This is a genomic window from Sorangium sp. So ce381, assembly GCF_051473845.1.
GTDB classification, from domain to species: domain Bacteria; phylum Myxococcota_A; class Polyangia; order Polyangiales; family Polyangiaceae; genus Sorangium; species Sorangium atrum.
The window spans coordinates 2,390,139-2,405,679 of the sequence record NZ_CP150336.1 but is presented as its reverse complement, the minus strand read 5'-3'; the positions used below and the strand labels follow the sequence as shown (position 1 = coordinate 2,405,679).

Annotated in this window: 17 protein-coding genes; 8 read left to right on the top strand and 9 right to left on the bottom strand. The window is 70.9% G+C overall.

Going from position 1 to position 15,541, the window contains the following annotated elements:
* Positions 1-3 precede the first annotated feature (3 nt).
* A complete protein-coding gene (locus WMF29_RS09175) occupies positions 4-1,509 on the bottom strand; it encodes a tetratricopeptide repeat protein (protein WP_437328478.1) in 1,506 nt (501 codons plus the stop codon).
* Between the two features lie 7 nt (positions 1,510-1,516).
* Entirely contained in the window at positions 1,517-2,413 is an 897-nt protein-coding gene (locus tag WMF29_RS09170) for a 3'-5' exonuclease (protein WP_437328477.1), read from the bottom strand.
* A gap of 281 nt (positions 2,414-2,694) precedes the next feature.
* Here WMF29_RS09170 and WMF29_RS09165 point away from each other — a divergent pair, with 281 nt between their 5' ends.
* Complete coding sequence (locus tag WMF29_RS09165; RefSeq protein WP_272101391.1) at positions 2,695-3,399, top strand: HNH endonuclease; 705 nt, start codon at positions 2,695-2,697, stop codon at positions 3,397-3,399.
* A 96-nt stretch (positions 3,400-3,495) separates the two neighbouring features.
* Here WMF29_RS09165 and WMF29_RS09160 read toward each other — a convergent pair whose 3' ends face one another.
* Complete coding sequence (locus tag WMF29_RS09160) at positions 3,496-3,966, bottom strand: hypothetical protein (protein WP_437328476.1); 471 nt, start codon at positions 3,964-3,966, stop codon at positions 3,496-3,498.
* 95 nt (positions 3,967-4,061) lie between these two features.
* Here WMF29_RS09160 and WMF29_RS09155 point away from each other — a divergent pair, with 95 nt between their 5' ends.
* Positions 4,062-4,733, top strand: a complete 672-nt coding sequence (locus tag WMF29_RS09155) for an AgmX/PglI C-terminal domain-containing protein (RefSeq protein ID WP_437328475.1) — start codon at positions 4,062-4,064, stop codon at positions 4,731-4,733.
* A gap of 28 nt (positions 4,734-4,761) precedes the next feature.
* Positions 4,762-6,372, top strand: a complete 1,611-nt coding sequence (locus WMF29_RS09150; RefSeq protein WP_437328474.1) for a hypothetical protein — start codon at positions 4,762-4,764, stop codon at positions 6,370-6,372.
* Between the two features lie 368 nt (positions 6,373-6,740).
* Here the strand turns inward: WMF29_RS09150 and WMF29_RS09145 are convergent, their stop codons facing one another.
* On the bottom strand, positions 6,741-7,118 hold the full coding sequence (locus tag WMF29_RS09145) for a hypothetical protein (RefSeq protein WP_012234342.1): 378 nt from the start codon (positions 7,116-7,118) through the stop codon (positions 6,741-6,743).
* A 491-nt stretch (positions 7,119-7,609) separates the two neighbouring features.
* Between WMF29_RS09145 and WMF29_RS09140 the strand changes: the two genes are divergently transcribed.
* From WMF29_RS09140 to WMF29_RS09130, 3 genes are all read left to right on the top strand, one after another.
* Positions 7,610-8,434, top strand: a complete 825-nt coding sequence (locus WMF29_RS09140; RefSeq protein ID WP_272101387.1) for an OmpA/MotB family protein — start codon at positions 7,610-7,612, stop codon at positions 8,432-8,434.
* 10 nt (positions 8,435-8,444) lie between these two features.
* The gene (locus WMF29_RS09135) at positions 8,445-9,380 is read left to right on the top strand and encodes a Ppx/GppA phosphatase family protein (RefSeq protein WP_272101386.1); all 936 of its coding nucleotides are present in this window, start codon (positions 8,445-8,447) and stop codon (positions 9,378-9,380) included.
* Between the two features lie 631 nt (positions 9,381-10,011).
* Entirely contained in the window at positions 10,012-10,518 is a 507-nt protein-coding gene (locus WMF29_RS09130; RefSeq protein ID WP_012234339.1) for a CarD family transcriptional regulator, read from the top strand.
* Positions 10,519-10,629: 111 nt separating this feature from the next.
* Here WMF29_RS09130 and WMF29_RS09125 read toward each other — a convergent pair whose 3' ends face one another.
* The gene (locus WMF29_RS09125) at positions 10,630-11,145 is read right to left on the bottom strand and encodes a hypothetical protein (RefSeq protein WP_437328473.1); all 516 of its coding nucleotides are present in this window, start codon (positions 11,143-11,145) and stop codon (positions 10,630-10,632) included.
* 107 nt (positions 11,146-11,252) lie between these two features.
* The gene (locus WMF29_RS09120) at positions 11,253-11,771 is read right to left on the bottom strand and encodes a tRNA (cytidine(34)-2'-O)-methyltransferase (protein WP_272101384.1); all 519 of its coding nucleotides are present in this window, start codon (positions 11,769-11,771) and stop codon (positions 11,253-11,255) included.
* 246 nt (positions 11,772-12,017) lie between these two features.
* Between WMF29_RS09120 and WMF29_RS09115 the strand changes: the two genes are divergently transcribed.
* A complete protein-coding gene (locus WMF29_RS09115; RefSeq protein ID WP_272101383.1) occupies positions 12,018-13,112 on the top strand; it encodes a hypothetical protein in 1,095 nt (364 codons plus the stop codon).
* 86 nt (positions 13,113-13,198) lie between these two features.
* Here the strand turns inward: WMF29_RS09115 and WMF29_RS09110 are convergent, their stop codons facing one another.
* The 3 genes from WMF29_RS09110 to WMF29_RS09100 are packed head-to-tail and all read right to left on the bottom strand — an operon-like array spanning position 13,199 to position 14,762.
* On the bottom strand, positions 13,199-13,618 hold the full coding sequence (locus WMF29_RS09110) for a hypothetical protein (protein ID WP_437328472.1): 420 nt from the start codon (positions 13,616-13,618) through the stop codon (positions 13,199-13,201).
* On the bottom strand, positions 13,615-14,442 hold the full coding sequence (rnc, locus tag WMF29_RS09105) for a ribonuclease III (RefSeq protein ID WP_437328471.1): 828 nt from the start codon (positions 14,440-14,442) through the stop codon (positions 13,615-13,617). Before rnc ends, WMF29_RS09110 begins: the two co-directional genes overlap by 4 nt.
* A gap of 26 nt (positions 14,443-14,468) precedes the next feature.
* The gene (locus WMF29_RS09100; RefSeq protein ID WP_272101380.1) at positions 14,469-14,762 is read right to left on the bottom strand and encodes a 4a-hydroxytetrahydrobiopterin dehydratase; all 294 of its coding nucleotides are present in this window, start codon (positions 14,760-14,762) and stop codon (positions 14,469-14,471) included.
* A 111-nt stretch (positions 14,763-14,873) separates the two neighbouring features.
* On the opposite strand from WMF29_RS09100, the gene WMF29_RS09095 reads away from it, so the two are divergent.
* On the top strand, positions 14,874-15,503 hold the full coding sequence (locus tag WMF29_RS09095) for a hypothetical protein (protein WP_437328470.1): 630 nt from the start codon (positions 14,874-14,876) through the stop codon (positions 15,501-15,503).
* Positions 15,504-15,541: the final 38 nt, after the last annotated feature.

Genomic DNA, 15,541 nt, shown 5'->3' with positions numbered 1-15,541 from the left:
TGCTCACTGGTCCGGCGTCCGCTTGGGAGCGCCCGCTGGCGGCGCCGACTTCGGAGCGGCCGCAGGCGGAGTCGACTTCGGAGCGGTCGTGGGGGGGGCCGTGGGGGGGGCCAGCGGCGCCTGGAGCGCCGGCTCCTGAAGCGCAGGTGAGCCGGGCGCGCCTGCTGGACCGGCGCCCTCTGCTGGCGGCGCGGCGGGAGCCTGCCCTTCGTTGACGGGCGCCGGCGCGCTGCCCCGGAGCACCTTGTTCACGGCGGTGTCGTCCTCGATCCACATGAGCCGACCGCCGTCGCCGAAGGTGACACGGAAGTAGGCGAGCAGCCCCGCGCCGATCACCCCATCCAGATCGAGCTGGAGCTGCTTCTCGACCGCCTGGAGCGGCGCCCCGTACACGCCCGGGACCTTGGGGATCTCCAGCGCGCCCAGCCGCAGCATCGGCACGACGCCCTGCTTCAGCTTCTGCTCCGGATCCTGCTCGACCCGCTTCAACCCATCGGCCTCGAAGCCGGCCTTCTTCCAGCCCTCCTTGTCGAGCGCGATCGGGAACGTCATCGACGTGTCGATGAGCAGCGGCCCCTGCACCGACTTGTCGGGGCCGAGGCTGCTCCGCAGCACCATGCCGCCGCCCTTGATGAACGCGACGTCGACGCGCGTCGCGTCGGGCGGCGCCGGCGGAGAGAAGCTGCGCACGACGAACTGCCAGCCGCTGTAATCGATGGTCGCGTTGAGGCGCCGGAGCAGGTTCACCCCGAGCAGCGCCTTGACCGGCGCGCCGATCTGCTTCGAGACGCCCGAGAGGTCCTGCGTGAGGGCGGGCACGTCGTTGATCTCGAGCTTCTTGCCGAAGCGGAGGGAGACCCAGCTCGGCTCCTTGCGCGTGCTGCTGTCGAGGACCACCTCACCCGTGCCGGTCGACACCATCGCGAGCGCCGACTCGCCGTCGATCTCGAGCGGGACGACGAAGAACGGGGCCGCGGCGCTGACGTGCTGCATCTCGATCGCCGCGAGGAGCGCACCCGAGACGGTGAACGGCGCGCGCCCCGCGCCGCGCCTCGCCAGCTTGGCGATCGACTTCGCCCACTCATCGACGACATCGGGATCGTCGAGCATCGCCTCGAGCTCGTCGGCGGCGGCGTCGAGATCGCCCTTGTACCAGAGCGCGCGCCCGCGGAGCCCCGCGGCCTCGGAGCCGGCGACGCCCTTGAGGAGGCGCAGCGCCTCGGCGTAGTCGAGCCGGGCCAGCGCGATGCGCCCCGCGAGCAGCCGGGCCTCGGTGTCGGTCGGGACGATCGTCAGCGCCCTCGAGACCGCATCGCGCGCGTTCTCGACGTCGGCGGACTGGAACTCCTGTCGAGCGCGGGCGAGCCATTTCTCGGCCGCCGGCGGGCGGGCGGACTCCGGGCCGATCATGCTCGAGCACGAGGCGAGGAAGGTCGCGGTCAGGAGGCCGCCGAGGCGGACAGCGAGGGAGCTTCTCGTCGGCGGGTTTCGGTTCGAATGGATTCGCACGTGGATCTCAGGCCCTTTGCGGCACACCGTCCGGCCCGAGCTCTCCCGGCGAAATCGGCTCGATCGCCAGGATGCGATCGGCCCGTAGCTCGCGACGGCTGCGCGATGGGAGCAGATAGCCGAGAACCCGGGGTGGGTCGAGGTCCGTTCGCACCCCCGTTACGCGTACGACGAGCTCCTCCGGCCCCCGGCGCGCCGGACGGTACCGCACGCGCACGGTGGCGGCATGCTCGGCCGCGCGCACCGCCGCTGCCACCAGCGCCGGGCGAGCGTGGCGCTCGCCGATCCGGACGTGCCACAGGTCGCGCGGCGTCCGCGGCGCGAGGACCTCCACGACCTTGCGGAACACGGAGCGCAGGGCATGGACGTCGTCTTCGGCGCGGTGAGCGCGCTCGCGGTGCACGCCGAGCTCCCTGCAGAGGGAGGCGAGGCTGTGGCTCGGCAGGGCGAAGGCCCGGCGGGAGAGGACGAGCGTGTCGAGGTAGTACGGGAGGCGCCTCGCCCTGCCCGCCCGCGCGAGCTCGGCCTCGAGGAACGCCACGTCCCATGCGGCCGCGTGCGCGATGAGCACCGCGCCCTCCGTGACCTGGTCGATGCGATCGCAGAGCTCGGCGAACGTGGGCGCGCCCGCGAGCTCCCGCGGATCGATGCCGTGCACGTGCGCGTTGCCGAACACGCCCGGCTCGGGCCGCACGAGCGACGTGATCGCGTCCTCGCACGCGTCCCCCCGCGTCCGCTCGGCGCAGACCTCGATCACGCGATCGCTCTCGGGGCGGAGGCCCGTCATCTCGAGATCGAGGAACACGAGCGGCGCGCTCTCGATCGGATCATCCCAGGGCGAGCCGGCAGGGGGCTCCGCGCCGGTCGCCCGCTCGGGCCCCACCCCTTCGCGCTGCTCCGTCATCCGACCTGCTTCCCCACCACGGCGGCTCGACCCAGGAGACGACCGTCCCTCGACATGGACGCGTCTTAGCGAATACGGCGCCCGATCGAAAGCGATCCGCGCGGAGCGTCGAGCGCAGCACCCCCGGCCCGTGACGTCCGGGCTCCGGCGTCATGGCCTCGCGCAGCCCGAGCGTCGACGGGGCGGGCGCGGGGGGGTTCGAGGCGACGCCCTGACGGCGCAGGGGCCTCGCCGCGCGGCAACGGCAGAGATCCAGCAGAAACGCTGCCGTGCAGCACTGGATGTTCACCGGAGCTTTCGTTGCTACACTGCCCAGCGTGCCGGACGGGGTAGCTACAGTCCCGGGGGGCTCTCCTCACGAGGAGCTCGATCTCGGCGACGGGTTTTCGGGGTTCCGCTACGAGCGTAGGACGACCGAGCCGCTCGATCTCCCGGTCCTCGTGGTGAACCGCTTCTTCCAACCTGTGCAGATCACGACGGCGCGTCGCGCGTTCCTGCTGCTCTTCGGCGGGGCCGCCCTCGCCGTCGATGAGGTCGGCGATCTCCACGATTTCTCGGCGTGGCGAAGCTTGCCGGTGCGCGACAAGGACGACGGCCTCCCCGTGGTCGGCGGCTCGCTCCGCGTGCCGCGCGTCCTCCACCTCCGCCGGTACGACCGCATGCGGCGCCCGACGATCCGGCTGACGCGGAAGAACGTGATGCTCCGCGACACGCACCAGTGCCAGTACTGTGCGCGCCGCCCGCCCGTCCGCGATCTCAACATCGACCACGTGCTCCCCCGGTCGCGCGGCGGCGAGGACACCTGGGAGAACCTCGTGACCGCGTGCCGCACGTGCAACCTCCGCAAGGGCTGGCGCACGCCGGACGAGGCGAGCATGCGGCTCATCCGCCAGCCTCTGCCGCCGCGGTGGTCGGCGACGATGCAGATCCTGATCGGCTTGCCGCATTCGTTCGACGAGTGGAGCCCCTTCCTCAGGGCTGGCTGACGGTTCCCCCGTCGGTCTCTCCTCGGCGCCGAAGGCAAGCGCAGACGAGTCGATCGTTCACCTCCGAGCAGCCCCGGGCGCCGACCGGCTGATCGTTCACGGCGCCACGGTCACTCGCCCCTGCTGGTCGCAGTAGGCGATCGCTCGCCACCCCTCCTCGGTGCAGAGGAAGAAGTCGATGCAGCCGGTCCAGCACGCGGTATCCACGCAGGTCTCCGCGGCTGCCGCCGGGCAGTCCGGCTGCTGCAGGGCGGGCGTGCAGCCCGCGGCCTCGCCGCTGCGATCGAGCGTCACGACCTCGCACGCGCCGGGGCCGCCACCCACGCCCGCATCCCCGTCCTCGGCGGGCGCCTCGGGGGAATCGCAGCGCGCGACCTCCGTCCAGGCCCCCTCGAGGCAGTCGTAGAGCGCACGACACGCGGCATCGCCGCAGGTGCCCCCCCGGCCGACCGGGCACCCTCCCTGAGGGATCTGGCCGCACAGCCGCGGCTCCGCGACGGGATCGCAGCCTGCCGGGGCGAGGACGGCGACGGCGGCGGCCCCGATGAAGCACAGCGGGATCTTCAAGACGGCCGTCGAGGAGAGCTCAGATTGCAGGCGCGAGGCGAGAAAAACGCAAGGCGCCTCGCCTCCGCTCGGCCGAACCGTTTAGTATGCGCGCCATGCGTCCCTGCGCCACTGCCAGCGCCGTGTTCACCGGAGTCCTCCTCGCCGCGGCCCTGTTCGCGGCCTGCTCGAGCGGCACCGCGCCGCCGCCTTCACCGCCTGACAGCGCGTCGCTCAACGCTTCGCCTTCGCCGCCGCCTGCCTCGCCGCCGACGTCCCCTGGCGCCGCGGACCCGGGCGCCACGGCCCCTGGCGCCGCGGACCCGGGCGCCACCGCGCCCGCGCAGCCGGACCGGCCTGCGAGCCGCAAGAAGGCCCCTGAGACCGTCGAGGACTGCAAGGTCATCGCCTCCGAGATCACGAACGAGCCGCCGGACGGCGGGGTCGTGATGAACAACGCCACGACCTCCGCGGACGCGGGATCGAGCGATCGCCTGCAACCGCTCGTCGACGCGATCAAGGCGAGGCGCGACGGCTTCCGCTGCTGCTTCGATCTGTACGCCCGCAAGCACCAGGGCGCGCAGGGCAGGATCACGTGGCAGCTCAAGCTGAAGCCCGACGGGACCTTCGAGGAGGCGAGCATCGTGCGCGACAAGAGCGACGTGACCGCGCCGCAGGTCGAGTCCTGCATGGAGGAGCTCGCGAAGTCGATCACCTGGGCGCGCTCGCCGAGCGGCAAGGAGACCGTGCTGACCTACCCATTCGACTTCAAGCGGCGCAACTACTAGCAGCGCGCCGCCGGCGAGGAGCACGTCAGTGTCGAGCGACGCTTCGGGGATCCTGCGCGGCTCGGGCCACCCCGGCCGCAACGCCTACGCCGAGCTGCTCCGCGACACGCGCGGCCTGAGGCGCGAGCAGCAGCAAGCGCGCGAGGCGTGGTTCGCGCGCCTCGCGGCCGACAAGAAGGACGAGACGCTCTTCGAGCTCGAGATCCTCCTGAAGGGCGTCGCCTGCTTCGCGAACCCGCGGAACCACCCGGGCGCCGCGCGGCGCCAGACGATCGTCAGCCACGATTTCCGCGAGCACCTCCAGCACGCCCGCGACGGCATGGCGCGCGTGGTCCAGCTGACGCGCACCATGCTCGGCGATCGCGATCGCGCGTTCGTCTTCCAGCGCTACCTGGAGACGGTGCTCCCGGAGGACACGGCGCGCACGCGCCTGCTCCACGCGACGATGGCGCAGGAGTCGCCGGAGTCGAGCCTCTTCGTGCTCCGGCACGGCTTCACGAACCTCATCGAGGTCGCGGGCGGGCTGCTCCGGCTGCCGAGGGTCAACTTCAGGCTCTTCTACGCCCACCTCGCGACGGCGATGCGCGAGATCGCCCAGAGCACGTTCTTCAACCCGCTCCACGCGCTCGAGTTTCGCCCGGAGTTCGATCGCATCCCGTCGACGCAGGTGCTCGAGCTGATCCACCGCGTGCCCGGCGAGCAGGCGCACCGGCTCGTGGCGCTCACGTTCCTCGCGCTGTTCAGGATGCTCAGGTACCTCCGCCTGCTCGACGCCATCGCGCTCGACCACTCGGATCACCGCGTGGCGGGGCGCGGGTACCTCGTGCTCGCGGTCCTGCGCAGCGACGCCCGCGCGCTCTCGAACTACCTCCGGCGCCGGGCGGGCGCGCTGCTCGCGGACAGCTTCGAGCGCGATCTCCTGCGCGTGCCCGCGAGCGACATCGTCGCGCGCCACGACGAGCTCGCCGCCGAGGGGCACCGCCTGCTCTCCACGAAGGCCGCGCTGACCGGGCTCGCCGCGAACCTGCGGCTCGAGATGCGCCGCGCCTTCGAGCACGACCTCCCGCCCGCGGACGCGCTGGTGAGCGAGTCCGAGTACCGGGTCCGCCTCCGCGCCGTCTCGCACGGCCTCCGCCCGGCCCTGCAGAACGCGATCCTGTTCCTCGGCAGGTCGCTCGGCGCGAAGCTGGAGGAGGGCCGCGTCTTCGACGATCAGGCCGCGCGACGCGCGACGAGCGATCGCCTCCGACGCGACGTGTGGATGTTCGCCCAGATCGCCCGTGCGTTCGCGAGCAAGGCGCGCACCACCGGCCCGGCGCCCGATCGGTGGACCGGCATCGCGAGCTTCGCGTTCGTGCGCGAGTTCCTCTCGTATTTCCGGGCGATGGGCTACCCGCTGCTCCGGGTGGGCGACTATCCCCACGTCGACGCGTTCGTCTCCGCGATGACGGCGCTCGAGGAGAGCGACCTCCTCGATCCGCAGCGGCTCGACGCCGCCATCCGCGAGTGCGAGGCGTTCTTCGAGTTCCTGATGAAGCTGTTCGAGCAGATCTCGAAGCGCGAGGACCTCGCCGGCGTCCCGTTCGATCGCAAGGGCGCCGCGCGCGCTCTCCGGCTCTACCTCGGCGAGCGCACCTGAGAGCCCCTCGCGGGCCGCGCCGCCGCATCCTCGGCGCACCGAGGGCACGAGCGCCGCTCGCAGCTCCTGGAAGCCCCCCGAAGTCCGCCGTCACCGAGCGGGACAACCGCGCATCACGCGCTGCTCCGGCACCCCGGCGAAGAGGGGCGGCGCGCCGCGCGTCGATGCCGGCCACCGCGGCCGCAGGCGGCGGCGCCGCCGCGAGGATGTCGTCCACCCGCGCGCGCCTCCGGCCTGGACCCGCGTGTCTGGATCCGCGGCGTCCTCGCCCCCCGAACGTCTTGTAAGACGGATTATCTCGTCACAACCGGCGGGCGGGCTCGCTGCGCCTCGGTTTGTTGGAAGACCCGAGGCGCTCCCGTGTCGCCTTATTCCGACTCGTCGGACGGGCCGGTGCTCGCCGGAGCCGGAGCCGGCGTGCTCTTGCGCGCGCCGCGGGTGCTCGCGCCCTTGGCCGGCGCGCGCTTGGCGGCGGCGCGTCCTCGAGGAGCGGCCGCCTTCTTCGGCGCAGCCGCCCGCTTGCCGGCGGCCTTCGCCTTGCGCTTCGGAGCGGCCTTCTTCGCGGCCGGCTTCTTGGCGGCGGCGCGCTTCGGGGTCTTCTTGGCGGCGGCGCGCTTCGGGGCGGCCTTCTTCGCTGCCTTCCGCGCCGGCTTCTTCGCGACCTTCCCGGCCTTCGCGGCGGCCGGCTTCTTGGCCGACTTCGTCACCTTCTTCGCAGGCTTCTTCGCGGTCTTCTTAGCAGCCATTGGAAATCCTCCTGCATTCGCCCCGGCACGGCACGGCGGACATCGCCAAACGTCCTCTCCGCTACAGTTTCCTTACCGAGGCAACAGATGTTGCACGACGTATATTGCCACGCATGGTGATGGTCAAGGAAAATCTTGCAGGCCCTAAACCGATGTATCCCGTGTGTTCCAGGCAAACTGGTCCGCAAGCGTTGCGAGGGTAAACGTCGGAGCAGGCCATGGTGAAGCAACCAGACCGAACCGTATGACTGATTTTTGTTGACAGTTGATGGGATGTCTGTATTGGCGCTTTGCGCTCCTCCACGGCGATCGTGCGCCTGCACGGCGCGGCAAACGGCGCCGGAGCGCTCATGGTCGCACGGAGCACCAGCGTTGCGCAGGCTCTAGAGAGCCTTGTGCGGCGCCATTCGCCTCGCTACGGTCGCGCCGCCTGCGCGGCGCCCCTCATGGCCGAGCGCCGCGCTGCTCTAGGCTGCTCTAGGAGGAAAGGTATGTTGGTTCGTCGCTCGACGTCGTGGTTGTTGCTTGGCGCAACGCTCCTTGCGGGCTCGGGGGCGCTCGGGTGCGGCTACTCGGAGGAGGAGATGCAGGCGAAGGTCCGCGAGATCGAGGGCCTGAAGACCCAGCTGAGCGCCGAGCAGGCGCAGAACAAGAAGGCCAAGAGCGAGCTCGACGAGGCGGCCGCCCGCATCGAGCAGCTCAAGTCCCAGCTCAAGACGGCAGGCGTGGACATCTCCAACCTGAACGCGAACCTCGAGCAGCAGGCGCGCGCGCTCGAGGACTTCCGCCGCCGTGCCCAGCAGCTCGAGGACATCAAGAAGCGCTTCGAGGTCCTGCGGGACAAGCTCCAGGCCCTCACGAAGCTGGGGCTCAGCGTGACCGTCCGCAACAACCGGATGGTCATCCAGCTACCCGGCGATGTCCTCTTCGACTCGGGACGGGAGACGCTCAAGAAGGAGGGGCAGGAGATCCTCATCAAGGTGGCCGAGGTCATCCGCAACGACTCCGGCCTGTCGGCGCGCTCGTTCCAGGTCGCCGGGCACACGGACAACGCGCCGCTGGCCGGCGGCCGCTTCAAGGACAACTGGGGGCTCAGCGTGATGCGCGCCCGCGAGGTGCTGGCGTTCCTGCTCCAGCCCGAGGACAAGGGCGGCGGCGGCCTCAAGCCCGAGCGGTGGAGCGCCTCCGGCTACGGCGACACCGATCCGGTGAAGCCCAACGACACCCCGGAGAACAAGCAGGCCAACCGGCGCTGCGAGCTCGTGGTGCTGCCGAACGTCGAGGAGATGCTCGACCTGAAGACGCTCACCCAGTAAGGCTCGGGGCATGAGCGTCGCGGCCATCGACATCGGCACGAACTCGGTCCTCCTGCTCATCGCCGAGCGCCGCGGGGGTGAGCTCGTCGCGCTCGTCGAGCGCGCGACCATCACCCGGCTCGGCCAGGGGGTCGACGCGGCGCGCGCGCTCGCCCCCGAGGCCGTGGAACGCACGCTCGCCTGCCTCGCCCGCTACGGGGAGGAGCTCCGGTCCCGGGGGGTCGAGCGCGTGGACGCCGTCGGGACCAGCGCGATGCGCGACGCCGCCGGCGGCGAGGCGTTCATCGCCCGCGCCCGCGAGCTCATCGGCGTCGCGCCGCGCGTGATCTCCGGGCCGGAGGAGGCGGAGCTCACCTACGCCGGCGCGCTGACGGGGCTCGACCTGCCGGCCCGTGGTCCGACGATCGTGTTCGACGTGGGCGGCGGCAGCACGGAGATCATCGTCGGCAGCGCCGGCGGCGCGGTGGAGCAGGCGGTGAGCCTCGACGTGGGGAGCGTCCGCCTGACCGAGCGTCACGTCCGCACGGACCCGCCGGCCGCCGCGGATCTCGAGGCCGTCCGCGCCGACGCTCGTGCGGCGCTGGCGACGGTTCCAGCCGTGCCCCTGCTCGCCGCGCCCACCCTGGTCGGCGTCGCGGGCACGGTGACGACCCTCGCCGCGCTCGTGCGCGACGTGGCCCCCTACGACGGCGCGCGCGTGCATGGCGCGCGGGTATCCGGGGCAGAGATCGTGGGCGCCACGTCCCGCCTCGCTTCCCTGCCGCTCGCCGCGCGCCGGCAGCTGCCCGCCCTGGATCCAGCGCGCGCGGACGTCATCGTGGCGGGCAGCGTGCTCATCGAGGAGATCCTCGCGTGGGCCTCGAGGCTCGCCGGAGCACCTGTCGATCTCGTCGCTTCGGATCGCGGCGTCCGCTGGGGGCTCGCCGAACGGCTCAGCCCCGTCTGAGCACGCCGGCTCGTTTGAAGGCCGGACGGACGAAATGCGCGAGGTCCGTCGCGTCCGTCACATTTTCGAGTCATCCCACCCAGGTCCGGTCCGCCACCTCTCCCGGAGAGGCCCGCTCTGCCCTAAACTAGGCGGGTGAGCCGGCGCGCACCCACGCCGATGCCTCCATCGGTACACACTGTAACCCCGCCCGACCCCGAGGAAAAACCAGAGTGATCACGCCACGATGGCTCAACCACGGGGAATTTCGTTGACGTATCTCGGCCGGCTCACTAGAGTGCGCGCGCCTGGCGCAAACCGGCCCTTTTCCAAGAGGGCCGTTCCCCCAACTTCAATCCCTTCCGCCCGCAACCGTCCGCTTCAACCGCCGCTTCTCAAGATTCCGCCGTGCACGCCAGAGCACCGAACTCTCGCGGGTCATGGCGGGTGCTCGCGTTCCTGCTTCTCGCACAGCGGTCTCGAGCAGCGGCTCATGGTTCTTTTCTCGGAATTTTTCTCGGAATGCGTGACGGTGTGTGTCGGTTCTGCGGGTCCAGGTTCAACCGCATGTGCAACGTACGCCCCTCGAAGGGATTTCGGGAGGCAGACGAAAAACTAAAAGGACGGCGGGGTGGAAGGCAAAGGAGACGATATGCAGGCTCGTTCGGAGATCCAGTTCAAGGTGGGCGACAAAGCCGTCTACCCGGCCCAAGGCGTGGCCGAGGTGGTCAACATCGAGGAGAAGGACATCGCTGGCAACCGTCAGCGATTCTATGTTCTCCGCATCTTGGACACGGATCGAAAGATCATGGTTCCAGTCAGCAACGCGAGCGCGGTCGGCCTTCGCCAGGTCATCTCTGAACAGGAAATCCGGGAAATTTTCGACATCCTCCGCGAGCGTACCATCGCGTTCGACAACCAGACCTGGAACCGTCGGTACCGCGGCTTCATGGACAAGATCAAGACGGGTTCTATCTACGACGTCGCCGAGGTGCTCCGCGACCTCTATCGCTTGAAGACGGACAAGCAGCTCTCGTTCGGTGAGCGCCGCATGCTCGACACCGCCCGGACGCTGATCGTGAAGGAGATCGCGATCGCCCGAGGTCAGACGGAAGAGCAGGTGAAGACCGAGATCGAGGCGATCTTTCTCGCCAACTAAGGCGTTACCTCATGGTTAGCGGCCCTGCGGCCGCTGCCGATGGAGGCCGGCACTGCCGGCCTCCGGGCTTTTGTGGACAGGAAATTCCACGCAGCATCGGCTCGAGCGCGTTCAGAGATCGCTGCCCGGTCGCTTCTGCACGGGAGGGAGCGGGGGCAGCGCCACATCGACGCGCCACCCCGCATCCTCGTAGACGCAGGGCACCTGGACGCGCTCTCCCGGGAGCAGGCCGGCGACGTCCACGAGGGCGTGGGCGCCGGCGATCTGGGCGGTGTAGCGCTGCGGCTCGAAGCGCAAGAGGAAGCGGGACGGCGTGATCATCGCCTCGGGCGCGATCGCCTTGCCGGTCGCGGCGCTGTAGCGCTGCGCGCGCGACGCGAGGTTGTCCCGAGCGCGGCGCGACAGGAGCTCGAAGGCGGCCTTGGCGTCAGCCGGATCGCCGTGCAGCTGGCGCAGACGAGCGACCAGCTCCCGGACGGCGCCGTCGGGCGTGCCGCTCGGAGGCCGCCTGCTGCATCCCGCGGAGGCGAGCGCCGCGACCGAGAGCGCGACCGCCATGCCGGCCCGGACGAGGCGCGCGGCCGGCCGTCGGGCGTCATGTCGCGCGGGTTGCCGGTGCATGACCATGCCGCCCTCTCCTTAGAACGACGCGTCGCCGACGTCCACGGCGCGTAGCCGCCGGGTCCGGGGTGACGGCGCAGCGGATGGCGCTGTTCCTCGCCGGTGCCGCGGCGTCACCCCGGCGCGGCACCTGCGAGCGCGCCCACCTGGCGGAGCGCTTCGTACAGGACGATGGACACCGCGTTGGCGAGGTTGAGGGAGCGCACGGGACCCAGCGTGGGAATACCGAAGACATCGTCCGGCATCCGGGCGAGGAGCTCCGGGTCGAGGCCGACGCTCTCCTTGCCAAAGACCAGCGCGTCGCCTGGCCGGAAGTCCGCGTCGAGGTAGCTCCGCGAAGCCACCGCGCTGAAGAGGCGCAGCCGAGCGTTCGGGTGATGGTGGCGAAAGTGGGCGATGTCGAGCTGCTGCTCGAGCGTGACCAGGTGCCAGTAGTCAAGCCCCGCGCGGCGGACGCTCCGCTCGTCGATGCGGAACCCCAACCTCCCGAGCAAATGCAAGGGGCTCTGCGTCGCAGCGGCGAGCCGCGCGATGTTGCCTGTGTTCTGGGGGATCTCCGGCTCCACCAGCACGATCCGGAACGGCGGATCGAGCGGCGCCGCACGGAGCCGGGGGCGACCATCGTTGAGCACGCCCTCTCTTTCCGCGACACGACCGCGCGCCGCAACCCCCGAGCGAGGGCTCGCGCGCGTGGCCTGGCTCGCCAGCGCCGCCTCGACGGATAGCCGGCCCACGCGGTCGCGCGGAAAACGCGAACCGAACGGACGGAGGCCCCTCTGTTCGCTTGACGGCTGTACGAGCGGACACGTAGCCTCCCGCCTCGGAGACACGGAATGCGCGCATCGTGCTGGATCGCTTCGGCTATTGCCCTCGCAGGAGTGGCGTCGTCCTCGCTCGCGGCCGCCGACGCCATGGATCCGGCGCTCGCGCGGCTCGTGCGCGACCCGGAGCCGAGCGTCGGCGGAGCCGTGCCCTGCCGCATCACAGGGCCGAAGAATGGCCTCTACTACAACCCCGCCTCCCGTTATCAGCGCTGTCTGACCGACGACGCTGCGTTCGCCAAGCTCATCGCGCAGTACGGCTTCGCGGTGGCGCCGTCGGCGATGCACTCGGCGCGGACCACGGGCTACGGCGGGTTCGAGATCGGCATCGAGGCCAACTACACGAAGATTGACAGCGACGCCGACTACTGGAAGCAGGGCACGCAGGGACCTCAGGATCCGACGAGCAAGAACTTCTCCATCGAGAACCGGAGCCCGGACTCCTTCCTGCAGCACTACGGCCTCAAGGTCCGCAAGGGCTTTCCGTTCGGGTTCGAGCTCACCGGCGCCGTCGGGTTCCTCGCCAACACCAGCCTCGTCAGCGCGGGCGCCGACGTGCGCTGGTCGCTGTTCGAGGGGTTCCGCCGAGGGCTCCCCGCGATCCTCCCGGAGCTCGCCGTCGGCGGCAGCGTCCGGACCATCACCGGGACCGAGGAGTTCCAGCTGACCGTGGCCGGCGCCGACGCAGAGATCTCGAAGCCCCTGCCGATCGCCGGCACCGTCGTGATCACCCCCTACGTCGGCTACCAGTGGCTCCGGATCTTCGGAGACTCGGGGCTCATCGATCTCACCCCGAACACCGACGCCGTGAACTTCTGCAACTTCCGAGGGGTGAACTCGCCCGCCAACCCCGTGCAGGGGCAGGACGGCAAGCCGCTCCCCCACGACGGCCAGCCGGTGTGCGACGGCGGCTCCCAGGCCGACTTCAACAACACCGTGGTGTTCGACGCCGTGCGCATGAACCGCCACCGGCTGCATTTCGGCGCGCAGCTGCGGTTCCAGATGGTCAAGCTCGGCGCGCACTTCATCACCGACATCGTGAGCCCCGAGGACGCGAACCAGGGCGCGGCGAACGAGATCGACGGCGAGAACAAGTTCGCCGGGCTCGGGTCGCAGTGGACCCTCGGGATCGATCTCGGCGCGATGTTCTGAGGCGCGCTGCGCCGGGGACGCTCGCCACGGGGCCCCGGCGCAGACCTGCTTCGAGCGGACGCGGCTCGCTCGAGGCGCGCGCGGCCTCAGCGCTTCGAGCTCAGATCGGGCAGCGCGTAGCCGAGCTCGGCGAGGAGCGCACGGAATGCGCGGTCCTCGTTCCGCGCCACGGTGAGGTGCTCCATGAACTTCTTGAAGTTGCCCTGAGCCGCCGCGTCGGCGGCGCGCTCGCTGTTCTCGAGCACGAGCAGGAGGTGCGGGTGCGCCTTGGCGACGGAGCCAGGGCACTCCATCTTGCTCGCCACCCGCGCGCGCGCTTCCGCGAGCGCATGCACCACCATGACGAGCTCCTTGTCATGGGTCCGCGGCAGGAGCATGTCGCCCTCCCTGCGCGCCTCGTCGAGCAGCAGGCTCGCCCTGTCCAGGTAGCTCCCGGCCCAGGCCGGCAGCGCGACGAAGAGCGAGCAGAGCGCAAAGCTGAAAGCAAGCATCAGGTGACGCATCATCGACTGGGTCCTCGGTCGTTCACGGTTTGCTCGGAGGACACCCCGCCGGACGGCGGGCCCCCCCTTCCCTCGGGCGCACCTTGCAGGGCCTCGGCGGCTGCCCGTCCATCGGATGCGGCGGCCGCGGGCTCCGGCGCGGCGCACGAAAGGAGCGCGGCGCGCGCGGCCGCCTGCTCCGCAAGCTTCTTCGACCGGCCCCGGCCGGTGCCGATGACCTGGCCGTCGACCTCGACGGCGACGAGAAACGCGCGGTCGTGGTCGGGCCCCTCGGTGCCCATCAGGCGGTAGCGCGGCGACGCCGCGCCGCGCGCCTGCACGCGCTCCTGCAGCTCGCTCTTGGCGTCGCGCCCGAGCATGCTGCCGCTCGCGAGCTGCGCGAGCGGGCTCGCGGCGATCTTCCGGCTCAGCGCCCGCGCGCTCTCGAAGCCGCGATCGAGGTACAGGGCCGCGACGAGCGCCTCGGTGGCGTCGGCGAGCACGTTCGTCTGGTCGCGCTCCCCGGCGACCTCCGCGCCGCGGCCGACCCTGAGCGCAGCGCCGAGCTCGATCCCCCGCGCCCACGCCGCCAGCGCGTCCGTGTTGACCAGGGCCGAGCGCATCATCGAGAGCTCCCCCTCCCTGGCCCCCGGAAAGCGCTCCATGAGGAGCTCCGTCACGCACAGGCCGAGCACGGCGTCCCCCAGGAACTCGAGGCGCTGGTTGTCCACGCGCCGGCCGCCTCGCTGCTCGTTCGAGAAGCTCGGGTGCGTCAACGCCTCCTCGAGGTGCGGCAGGTCCCCCTCCAACCCCAGATCCAGGCGTTGCAGCAGCTCGCTCGGGAGCATCCCCAGCACCTTGCCCACGCGCAGCGTCAGCCCGCGCTCAAGCGGTCGGTCAGCTCGGCCAGCTCCAGGTCGAGCGCTGTCAGGCCGCCAGCGTCATGCGTGGACCACGCGACCCGCACCTTGCCCCACGACAGCGCGATGTCCGGGTGATGATCACGCCGCTCGGCCAGCAGAGCGATCTGCATCACGAAGCCCACGCCGGTCCCGTAGTCCGGAAACGAGTAGCTCCGTTCGATCCGCTCGCCCGCTCGCACCCAGCCCGGGTGAGCAGCGACGAACCCGGCGATCTCATCGTCCGAGAGCCGATCACGCTTGCCCATGGGACGCAACTATGGGCTAAGCCCTGCCCCGGTGGAACCCCGGAATGCGGTCCCCGCCCCGCGCGGCGTCCGCCGCGCGCGCCGCTCGCCGTGCGCTATCCTCCCGCCTCGATGACCGGGCTTCACGCCTGCCCCTTCTGCCGGGAGATGTTCGAGGCGAAAGAGGCGTCCACGTGCCCTGCCTGCGGCCTCCGGCTGGAGGCGCTCGCGAAGCTCCCCCCCTCGTACGACGCGCTCCAAGATGAGCCTGACGAGCCGCTCCCGCCGCACATGGAACCGCTCCCGTGGACCTACGCCGGGCGCGGCCGGGGCGCCCTGCTCGCGCTCGCGCTCCTCGGGCTCGCGGCGTTCTTCGCGCCGTGGATCCACGAGACGGCCCCCGAGCTCCGCGACCTCAGCGGCTTCGGGCTCGCGCGAAGGCTCGGCTGGATGTGGGCCCCCGCGGTCGCGTTCTTCGTGATGATCCCGCTCGCGCTGACCCGGAGGTCGATCCACAAGATGCGCGGCGCCCGCGTGGCCGTCGCATTCCTCGCCGCGGTCGCCCTCGTCACCGTCGCGATGCGCCTGCTGTTCACGCCGGGCAGCACGCTGCTCCGTCCCGTCCGCTTCACATGGGGCTACGGGCTCTATGCGACCGGTGCGATCGCGCTGCTCGCGCTGTTCACCGCGGCGTTCTTCGGAGGAAGGATCGACGACCTCCCCACGGGGCAGCGGCGACGGGGCGACGAGGTGCTGCACTGAGCAGCGTGTGGCCGGTGACATCTCGGGTCGACAGGCCC

Bases quoted from the DNA above. Each gene is read 5' to 3' on its own strand.
- WMF29_RS09170 (WP_437328477.1), bottom strand. From the start codon at position 2,413: ATGACGGAGCAGCGCGAAGGGGTGGGGCCCGAGCGGGCGACCGGCGCG.
- WMF29_RS09110 (WP_437328472.1), bottom strand. From the start codon at position 13,618: ATGATGCGTCACCTGATGCTTGCTTTCAGCTTTGCGCTCTGCTCGCTC.
- WMF29_RS09125 (WP_437328473.1), bottom strand. From the start codon at position 11,145: ATGGTCATGCACCGGCAACCCGCGCGACATGACGCCCGACGGCCGGCC.
- WMF29_RS09100 (WP_272101380.1), bottom strand. From the start codon at position 14,762: ATGGGCAAGCGTGATCGGCTCTCGGACGATGAGATCGCCGGGTTCGTC.
- WMF29_RS09135 (WP_272101386.1), top strand. From the start codon at position 8,445: ATGAGCGTCGCGGCCATCGACATCGGCACGAACTCGGTCCTCCTGCTC.
- WMF29_RS09165 (WP_272101391.1), top strand. From the start codon at position 2,695: ATGTTCACCGGAGCTTTCGTTGCTACACTGCCCAGCGTGCCGGACGGG.
- WMF29_RS09130 (WP_012234339.1), top strand. From the start codon at position 10,012: ATGCAGGCTCGTTCGGAGATCCAGTTCAAGGTGGGCGACAAAGCCGTC.
- WMF29_RS09145 (WP_012234342.1), bottom strand. From the start codon at position 7,118: ATGGCTGCTAAGAAGACCGCGAAGAAGCCTGCGAAGAAGGTGACGAAG.
- WMF29_RS09095 (WP_437328470.1), top strand. From the start codon at position 14,874: ATGACCGGGCTTCACGCCTGCCCCTTCTGCCGGGAGATGTTCGAGGCG.
- WMF29_RS09155 (WP_437328475.1), top strand. From the start codon at position 4,062: ATGCGTCCCTGCGCCACTGCCAGCGCCGTGTTCACCGGAGTCCTCCTC.
- WMF29_RS09140 (WP_272101387.1), top strand. From the start codon at position 7,610: ATGTTGGTTCGTCGCTCGACGTCGTGGTTGTTGCTTGGCGCAACGCTC.
- rnc (WP_437328471.1), bottom strand. From the start codon at position 14,442: ATGCTCCCGAGCGAGCTGCTGCAACGCCTGGATCTGGGGTTGGAGGGG.